Here is an 8640-nt window from a genome sequence, read left to right as displayed (position 1 = left end):
ACCATTTCGTGGTATTATGAGCGATATTAATAATCAACTATCAAGGTCTGAAGTTGAATGCGTTAAGTGTTCGGATTGAGGGGTAGCTGTGGGAACCTTTACTCGAGTTCATATTACCACTTTAAACTAAAAATGCCAAGAACAACGCGGATACTTTGAAATTAGGAGATTACGGAAATTAATATCAAAATTTCAGAATTTCAAAATCTCAAAATTTCAGTTAATATTAGAAGCCGGTGGCGATGATGGTCACTTTGATCTCCCCTTTTTTCAAATTAGAATCCTGAACAGCTCCGAAAATAATTTTAGCGCTCGGATTAACTTCTTGAGCGATAAGCTCGCCCACCTCGTTTATCTCGGAAAGAGAAACATCTCCTCCTGAAACATTGAATAAAATCCCTTTCGCTCCCCTGGGAGAAATATTAAGCAAAGGCGACTCAATGGCTTTCTTGGCCGCTTCAATGGCTCTTTTCTCTCCCTTAGTAATTCCCACGCCAAAAATGGCTGTGCCGGAATCCTTCATCGTTGCTTTAATATCGGCAAAATCAACATTAATAATCCCCGGAAGCATAATCAAATCAGAAATTCCTTTAACCGCTTCCCTTAAAATATCATCACAGCTCCAAAAAGCGGAAATAAGGGCTGTTTTCGGATCCAGTATCTTCAAGAGCTTATCATTATCAATGGTTATCAAAGTATCAACTTTTTTCTTAAGCTGCGCTAATCCCTCCTTGGCGATATTCTGGCGGTACAATCCTTCAAAGGAAAAGGGGTTGGTGACCACAGCTATTGTCAGAGCTCCTATCTCTTTGGCAATTTCAGCCACAACCGGACTGGCTCCTGTGCCGCAACCGCCACCAAGCCCGCAAGTAATGAAGACAACATCCGCTCCCTTCAAAACCTCCTTAATCTCTTCTCTATTTTCTTCAGCCGCCTGCCTTCCGATTTCCGGGTCCATTCCCGTTCCCAATCCTTGAGTTATTTTTTCCCCTATTTGCAGTTTCCTGTCAGCGCCGGACTTTCTCAAGTCTTGGACATCGGCATTAATAACAATCATCTCTACGCCCTTAATGTCGCATTTTTTCATCCTTGAGACGGCGTTGTTCCCTGAACCGCCGACTCCGACAACTTTTATTCCTAAGTTTCCTGCTTCTGATTTCATGGAATTAACGCTTTTAACATTTTTTTAATTCTGAACCACAAATTTTTAATAACCTCATTTTCAGGACAAGAAGAATTTTCTCCATCAGTCATATCAGCTTCCAATAAAGCCAGACCGCAAACTGTAGAAAGAGAAGGGTCTTCGTCCAATCCGATAAATCCGGACGGCTTGCCTAATTTACAAGGCAATTTGAATTCTTTTTTCGCCAACTCCAATATCCTCGGAATTTTCGCTCCTCCTCCGGTAATGACAATGCCGGCCGGCAAATTTTGAACTAAAGCTACTTTTTTTAATTCCTTCTGTACCTCCCTGAATATCTCCGAAACTCTAGCGCTGATAATCTTGCTTAATGCTTTATGGGAGAAAGTCAAAGCTTCCGATTCTCCAATTTCAACTTTGATTTTCTTGCTGGCCGTTGAAGAACAAGATCCATATTCCTTTTTAATTTTTTCCGCCACATCAGCATCTATTGTCAGACCTATGGCGATATCATTGGTGATGTTATTTGAGCCCACAGGCAGAACAGACAGATGGACCAAGCTCCCCTCTTCATAAATAGCTAAGCCTGTTGCGCCGGCTCCTATATCCAAAACAGCTACGCCCAATTCTTTCTGACGAGGAGTCAAAAGGGCTCTGGCATCAGCCACCGGACAAGGTATCATGTCTGAAATATGAAGTCCCGAACCAAGAACAGATTGCGTAACATTCTTTAAGTAAGGAGAAAAACCTCCCAGAACCAATGTTTCAGCTTCCAATCTCACGCCATCCAAACCCAGAGGGTCTTTCACGATTTGCTCTCCGTCAATAATAAAATTCTTAGGAGAAGCTTCAATTATTTCCCTATTTGAGAAAAGGGAAAAAGTTTTAGCCGCCTGCAACGCTCTCTGCATATCGTCTTCGGAAATTTTCTTGTCTGCCCGAGAAACAGCTATTGTCCCACGAGAACTAAGAGAAAAAAGATGACTCCCGTTCACGCTCACGCAGGCTGATTCAATTTTCTGCCCGATTTTTTCATCTATCTCCAGCAGGCATTTCTGTAAAATTTCAGAAACATCTTCAGGGCTTATTATTATTCCTTTTCTGACGCCAAAAGTTTTTTCTTTAACAAAATAAACAACCTTTAAATCTTCCCCTTCAATTGTTTTTTCAACAACTAAAATCTTCGTATTTTCCGTCCCGATATCAATAGCTGTAATAAAATTATTTCTTGACATGTATAATTAAAATTTTATTTGCAACAGATAATGCTCTTGTCTTTTCTCCATTTCTTCAACTCGTTTTTCATTTTTTTCGTGATCGTAGCCTAATAAATGCAGAATCCCGTGGATCAGGCAGGAGAACAATTCTTTTTTGAAATCAGACTTAAATTCCTTGGAATTTTCCCTCACTTCTTTCGGGCAAATTATTATTTCTCCCAGAAAATCTTTTTCTCCATCCGAAAAAGACAAAACGTCGGTCGGCTTATTTTTCTTCCTGTATTCCCTATTCAATTCTCTCATTTTTTTGGGATTAATAAAAGCGACCGAAACGCTGGCTTTCTTTCCTTCCCCCTTTAAAACCTTCTCGGCAATTTTCTTCAAGAGCTTTTCGTCAATATGTTCAGCTGTCAAATTATTTATCTCTATCATATTTTTTAATTTTATCATTCCTGTCCAAAAAATCAAACATCGGCCAAAGACCGATCATCCTCTGGATGAAAAAACGGAGGCCCGCCCTCCGTTAAAAATATTTCTTATTTACAGTCTTTTGGGCAACTGCATTTGTTTTCATACTCTCCTTCGCATTTTCCATTACCGCAGAAAGCGATACAAATATAGCCCATGGGAATAGTGCAAATCCCCCCGCCTCCCTCCGTAATAGGCATTTCCTTCAACCCAAGGCAGCATTTTTCGTCGCCATTAATATGAAAAATTTCTTCCCCCTCTTTAGCGCATACTTCAGTCGCTGGTTCTCCTTCCGTGTTTCCCGTTCCTCTTTCGGACGGATCAATTTTGGGCATCTTAGAATTTTTTGTTTCACAGCAATCGTCTAGTTTTTTGGGCTGAGAATTCGTTTCTTCTGTCCCGCAATTACTGAAAATGTAATAAATCCCCTCTTTCCAACGAAAACGACCCGACTCGAACTCTGTCCGAACACAAAACCTTTGATCATCCTCTATATTATTTATCCAATTATAACTATGGTTTTTAGGCGACTCAGGAATATCATTCAAAAATATTCCGACGGATTTCGGCAAAACAGAGCTTGCAATGTATTTATCATTTTGATCAAAATACATCTCCATGGCCAAGCCAATCTGCTCTAAATCCGACATCGCCTTAGCATCTCGACCTCTTATCCCTGGCTCGTCAAAAAAGCCGGGGCGAATAACAAACCCAAGCAGAAATAATGCAAGAATAAAGCAAATTATGGAAAGAAATTTAAGTGTTTTCATATGTTTTATTGCTTAATAAAAACAAAAATGCGCCTGCACGAATACTGTTTTATTCTAATTTATCTCCTTCTTTCTTCCCTTCATCTGGTAATTCCTTGGCTTCCTGCTGAAGTTTTTTCCTGTTGAAGTTAAAAGCAAGAAAAAACAGGAAGATGCTATGGCCAGTATTGTAAGAATGAACGAGAGCGTGGCTATATTCGCATGATAAGCTATATTTGTAAACAAAATATTGAAAAAGAAGAAAAGAAAAATTGCTATAACGAGATATTTTATTGAGAAAACAATCTTTTTCTCCTTAACAACCGTAAACAACATTGCAATTGACACTATCAATAATACTATTGAAACTATAAATTGGAACGTAATGAGTGGCAATAATTTTAACTTTTCTGCCGTATCAAAAGAAACGCCGTACTTTTCGCTACTACTCGCCATCTCTTTCCCCGACTGAGTATCTATGGCGCTAACCATAAAATTTATATCGCCGGCCGGCAATTGACAAGTTAAGGGTAAGTCTACGACTAAAGTAATCATTTTTTGCTCCCCAGGGCTGAATATCAATTCCGTTTTGTCATCCATTAAGCCGTTGAAGTTTTCCATATGAGCTAAAACGCAGTCTGATTTTACAGAACTATAATTAAGTTTTAAATAAACGTTTTCCGTAAAATCACCGCCATTGATTACATTAAAGTTTAATTTGGAAACTGCGCCGTATTCGAAATAACCTGAAAATTTAGACGGTAGGAAAATTAAAAAATCATGTTTTGGCTTCGGAGAAAAAGTCACTTCCTTTTCTATCCTCTCTTCGTCATCTTCACTGAGCGCCGCTTCAGCAATAACCTCTCCCTTCTCATTGGTCAACCAAAAGGAATTTGGCATCGATTCGTTACTTGAGTAATCAAAGGCAATCTTTGTATCGGAATTAGATTTTATAGTAATGTTTTTAACTTTAGGATCAAAATCGCCACCCACCCAAAAACTTACGCCATTTATAGGTGTGGAAGACTTGCTTTTTACTATCACATTTATTAAATAACTGTCGTCTAGAAATATTTTATCAGGCAAAGAAACTGAATCGATATATATCAAAGGATTTTGCCTGTTAACTAAATTTTTAGAAATAAGGCTCCTAATTTCTTCATTATCTTTGTAGGCATGCGTCAATACTTCATAAACCCCAAATTCCTCTTCGTCGATCCATTTATGCTTTGCTGTATATTCTCCCGGCGGATTTTCTTCCAGGTTCAGGGAAAAAATAAGGGAAGAATCGAAAAATATGTCTGCGCGCATATCGAGACCATAGAATTTACTCCCATCGCTATGAGTAGGTTTCGAGATGACATTGAATTCCCCCCAAGCCTTGCCAGTTTCTGGATTTATTGGATCGCCAATCGGAAAAGTAATACAAGAAGCATTATCGATGTTGGCAAATAAACAGATAAGGGAAATAAAAATCCCGAATAACATTGAACTTTTTGTTTTAATTTGCATATTTAAATTTTATTAAAATATGATCTTTTCTTATAAATTATTATTAGAAAAACAATGTCTGTGATTATTGCGAAAAAAATGCCGATAAGCGCAAACTGATAAACTACCTGATACATCACCTCTGAATTAATCTCAGGGTCTCTCAACAATTCGTTTGGTAAGTTTACCAATGACAATAATGTATTCAAAATAAAAAAACTAAAATATCCGATGCCATATTTCCATGCCCAAACGCTTCTGTTCCATAAAACAAATAAAAAAATGGCCGGAAATACAATATGCAATAAAATGGCAAAAAAAGTAGCGCTGATCCCGTGGAAATAAAATCCCAAAATGGGACAACCGATCAAAGAAATATCTTCAAAGATAAATCCCCCGTAAAGAAGCACCGAATATATTACCTCTGCTACAAGGAATAAAAACAGTGTTTTAAATGAAATCGGCAACAGCTTCCAACCCTTTCCCTGTTCCATAATATTTTATATTTTATTTATATCTCTAATAATATCGCTAAATTGACAAAACGAAAACGGAGGCCCGTCCTCCGTTAAAAATCTCCGTTAAAAATCATTTGTTCAGCAGTTTTTCTAAAATCTCTGTTGTTGACTGCTGTCCCGCCCATTTTTTAATGTAATCTAAGTCCAGCTTCAGCTTCGGATTATTAAAAACAGTTTTGATATCTTCAAGATGCTTTGATGATTCTCCCTCTTTATACCAAAAAAGTTTACTCAAAATAAGATCCTCGGGAGAAATAAAAAATATCTTTTGTTTATCTATTTTTTTAGGGATAGCTCTTTCTATTTTTAGTCGGTCGTAAGCGTCATTTTTAACCCAAAAATCTACTTTCAAACCGGTCTGCGGATGAATAAAATTAAATTCTCCCTTTCTTTCTAAGGCCTCTCCCATAGCTTCTTCTGAAATATAAACATCTTTGTCTATGGCAAGTAAAGCTTTAGCCAAAGGAGTTATTTTCAGAGAATTCATCTCTACAATAATATCAATATCAGCTGTAAAACGAGGGTTCCCCCAAACAGCTACTGCCATGCCTCCCGTAACTGCATAAGGGATTTTTAACCCCTCAAGAATTTCGGCTATTTGGTCCAAAAGCTCTTCAACTGTAAATTCCTTGGCTGTCATTTTTTTCTTTTGCTTTTTGACGCTACTTTAGAGCTTTTCAATTTTTTAGCCAATAGAATGAACTGGGAAACTATTTCCAGTTTTCTCTTCAGAGGCATTCCAGAATAAATTTCAGATTGTAATTTTTCTGCGATTTTTGAATTCATAAAATTACGAAAGGAGGGATTTGATTACCTTTGAGACCAAGGTTCCGTCGGCTTTGCCTTTCAACTCAATCATTGCTTCAGCCATTACCTTGCCCATTTCCTTAATTGAGGAAGCTCCTATTTTCTTTATCGCTCTTTCAGCCACTTTTTTAATTTCCTCTTCAGAAAGCTGTTCCGGAAGATATTTTTGCAAAACCAATAATTCATTTTTTTCTTTCTCAACCAAATCCTGCCTGCCCCCCTTCTCAAAAGCAGAAATGGAATCCTTTCTTTTTTTAACGTCAGAAAGGATGGCGCTCATCGTTTCTTCGTCGTTCAACTCGCTCTCTTCCTTTAATTTATCTTCAGGGACTGTTCCTTTCTTACTTAAGGCAAATTGCTTCTCCGTCTGCTTGCTTTGGATAGAAGCCAGAAGAAAACGCAAAACAGAGCAGGAAACTTCATTCCCCTCTTTTAAAGAATTTTTAAGGTCATTTCTTATTTGCTCTTTTAGAGTCATTGCTTTTTAAAAACTTTGACAAGTTTACCGAGTTTTCTCAATTGTTCGTATTCTTTCTTTCTTATTTCCCTTTTCAAGGCTATTTTTTTTCTTGCGTTTCTGGAGGGCTCGTTCTGGAAAAAAGTGCCTTTTCTCGCCCACATTAAAACTCCGCTTCTTTGAAGCCCTTTAGTGAATCTGCGCAATAAAGACTGGCTATTTTCCCTTTCTTGTTTTTTGACTTCTAATTGCATAAAAATTATTGATTATCGGTCATTTATTATTGATTGTATCAAGTATTGAACATTTTCCTCCAAAAGTCAACAGTTTGTATCAGTCCACAGTTTTTACAAATCTTTAAAAAGAAAAATAAAAAGAAAAAAATAAAGGGAAAGTATTACCTCTCCCTATCTATACCGTACATCAACAGCTTCTTCAGCTAACGCTGAAAAAATTCTTGCCATATAAAGCTTATTACTATCAGGATTATCGCTGCTAACATGGCAAGAGCCAGCCATCCATATCCGGAATTACTTTCGTCTATTGGGGCGCCTGCGCTCTTGTTTTGTACGGTCGTCTCGCTACTTGCTTTCGGACACCGGTACGTGCAATTTTCTAGTGTCCCATATTCCCACGAACGGAAACTGTCTCCTGGCCGAAGCCTGCTATCACAAGTATTATTTATAAATACCCTATGATCATCTCCGGACCAGCTAATGTCTTTACCGTTATTATTACAGGCCTTATTAAACGCAAGATTTACCTCTTTCCCTGCGATTATCCCACCACTATTATTGTTGACAATATTGTCGGTTAAATTGACGCCACCAGAGGCCATTATTCCATGACCCCAACCGTTTATTTCGTTATCTTCAACGATATTGTCCTCACCGTAGAACGAAAGTTTAATCCCGACATCAGAATGCTCTGATGATCCTCTTACCTTATTTCTTCTCAATATGTTTCCATCGCTGGTAGAATATGCATCACTAAAGATCTCAATCCCGTTATTATCGTTTTCGACAATATTCCCAACAATCCAGTTCTCTTTTGAACCCCGGATTGTTATTGCTACTATCATTGCCGTACCAATAATCTCATTGTTCACTATATTATTTCTGTTGCCACCGAATATAGTTATTCCCCAAACAGCATAATTTTCAATCCTGCAATTCTTCACAATATTGTCATCCGATTCTATGGCAATGGCTGTCCCTGCCATTGGACATCCCTTAATTAGATGCCCCTGACAATCGAATGTTTTATTGTCAGAATGAATTTTTATGCATTCTATTATTGTATAATTCTCATCAAAAACACGATGAGAATCCATAAGGTCATCCTTTAGACAAACCGTTTGGCCTCCAGTGGCAAGTTCTAAACTCTCCGTGCAATTCTCGCATGAATTGCAATATGTATCACACCCATCGTCTATTCCATTCCCCAAATTCGTAACAGCTGATACGGCTGTTGCGCTGTTCAAAAATAACACAGCGACTAAAACTAGCAATGCTAGTCTTTCTCCAAATCCATTACCACCGATAAAAGTGGCAATTCCGCTCAAGCCTTTTTTGGCGAGCTTTTCTGTTTCTTCCATTTTTATTGCCCATCCGTCTATTGCTTCAGGATGGGTAAGTTATCCATTAATTCCTTATTAGTGAATCAACGAGCAATTTACCCACCCCGAATTTTATTGTTAAGGCGTAGATTTACCTTTGAATCCGAACACTGTATGATAAAAAGAAAAATATGAAAAATTTTACACATATAACAGATAATGAGCGTCGCCGCA

10 protein-coding genes are annotated in these 8640 nt (G+C 37.9%); all 10 read right to left on the bottom strand.

All coding sequences use genetic code 11. The annotated features are described in order from the left end of the window. Window positions 1-226: 226 nt before the first annotated feature. The 10 genes from COS96_02935 to COS96_02890 all read right to left on the bottom strand — a co-directional run bounded on the left by COS96_02935 (window position 227) and on the right by COS96_02890 (window position 8445). A complete protein-coding gene (locus COS96_02935) occupies window positions 227-1162 on the bottom strand; it encodes a cell division protein FtsZ (GenBank protein ID PIU43715.1) in 936 nt (311 codons plus the stop codon). Then, window positions 1159-2376 carry a cell division protein FtsA gene (gene ftsA / locus COS96_02930; GenBank protein ID PIU43714.1) on the bottom strand — a complete coding sequence of 406 codons (1218 nt, stop codon included), beginning with the start codon at window positions 2374-2376 and terminating at the stop codon, window positions 1159-1161. The genes COS96_02935 and ftsA overlap by 4 nt, the downstream gene beginning before the upstream one ends. Before the next feature lie 6 nt (window positions 2377-2382). Continuing rightward, a complete protein-coding gene (gene ybeY / locus COS96_02925) occupies window positions 2383-2808 on the bottom strand; it encodes an rRNA maturation RNase YbeY (protein ID PIU43713.1) in 426 nt (141 codons plus the stop codon). Window positions 2809-2894: 86 nt separating this feature from the next. Beyond that, window positions 2895-3596 carry a hypothetical protein gene (locus tag COS96_02920; GenBank protein ID PIU43712.1) on the bottom strand — a complete coding sequence of 234 codons (702 nt, stop codon included), beginning with the start codon at window positions 3594-3596 and terminating at the stop codon, window positions 2895-2897. A 54-nt stretch (window positions 3597-3650) separates the two neighbouring features. Then, on the bottom strand, window positions 3651-5087 hold the full coding sequence (locus COS96_02915; protein PIU43711.1) for a hypothetical protein: 1437 nt from the start codon (window positions 5085-5087) through the stop codon (window positions 3651-3653). A gap of 2 nt (window positions 5088-5089) precedes the next feature. Next, window positions 5090-5560 (bottom strand): hypothetical protein, encoded by a 471-nt coding sequence (locus tag COS96_02910; GenBank protein PIU43710.1) that lies wholly within the window; start codon window positions 5558-5560, stop codon window positions 5090-5092. A 94-nt stretch (window positions 5561-5654) separates the two neighbouring features. Then, on the bottom strand, window positions 5655-6224 hold the full coding sequence (locus COS96_02905) for a hypothetical protein (GenBank protein PIU43709.1): 570 nt from the start codon (window positions 6222-6224) through the stop codon (window positions 5655-5657). Window positions 6225-6374: 150 nt separating this feature from the next. Continuing rightward, window positions 6375-6869: an aspartyl-tRNA amidotransferase gene (locus tag COS96_02900; GenBank protein ID PIU43708.1), complete on the bottom strand. Its 495-nt coding sequence runs from the start codon at window positions 6867-6869 to the stop codon at window positions 6375-6377. Next, window positions 6866-7102 (bottom strand): hypothetical protein, encoded by a 237-nt coding sequence (locus COS96_02895; GenBank protein ID PIU43707.1) that lies wholly within the window; start codon window positions 7100-7102, stop codon window positions 6866-6868. Before COS96_02895 ends, COS96_02900 begins: the two co-directional genes overlap by 4 nt. A 185-nt stretch (window positions 7103-7287) precedes the next feature. After that, window positions 7288-8445: a hypothetical protein gene (locus COS96_02890; GenBank protein PIU43706.1), complete on the bottom strand. Its 1158-nt coding sequence runs from the start codon at window positions 8443-8445 to the stop codon at window positions 7288-7290. Between the last annotated feature and the right edge of the window lie 195 nt (window positions 8446-8640).

This window comes from Candidatus Nealsonbacteria bacterium CG07_land_8_20_14_0_80_39_13, from assembly GCA_002779355.1.
Classification (GTDB): domain Bacteria; phylum Patescibacteriota; class Minisyncoccia; order Minisyncoccales.
Note: the sequence above shows the minus strand (reverse complement) of the source record. Positions and strands in the feature narration are given on the sequence as shown.

Coding starts and splice junctions, on each gene's coding strand:
- COS96_02910 (PIU43710.1), bottom strand. CDS start 5,560: ATGGAACAGGGAAAGGGTTGGAAGCTGTTGCCGATTTCATTTAAAACA.
- ftsA (PIU43714.1), bottom strand. CDS start 2,376: ATGTCAAGAAATAATTTTATTACAGCTATTGATATCGGGACGGAAAAT.
- COS96_02890 (PIU43706.1), bottom strand. CDS start 8,445: ATGGAAGAAACAGAAAAGCTCGCCAAAAAAGGCTTGAGCGGAATTGCC.
- COS96_02895 (PIU43707.1), bottom strand. CDS start 7,102: ATGCAATTAGAAGTCAAAAAACAAGAAAGGGAAAATAGCCAGTCTTTA.
- COS96_02920 (PIU43712.1), bottom strand. CDS start 3,596: ATGAAAACACTTAAATTTCTTTCCATAATTTGCTTTATTCTTGCATTA.
- ybeY (PIU43713.1), bottom strand. CDS start 2,808: ATGATAAAATTAAAAAATATGATAGAGATAAATAATTTGACAGCTGAA.
- COS96_02915 (PIU43711.1), bottom strand. CDS start 5,087: ATGCAAATTAAAACAAAAAGTTCAATGTTATTCGGGATTTTTATTTCC.
- COS96_02905 (PIU43709.1), bottom strand. CDS start 6,224: ATGACAGCCAAGGAATTTACAGTTGAAGAGCTTTTGGACCAAATAGCC.
- COS96_02935 (PIU43715.1), bottom strand. CDS start 1,162: ATGAAATCAGAAGCAGGAAACTTAGGAATAAAAGTTGTCGGAGTCGGC.
- COS96_02900 (PIU43708.1), bottom strand. CDS start 6,869: ATGACTCTAAAAGAGCAAATAAGAAATGACCTTAAAAATTCTTTAAAA.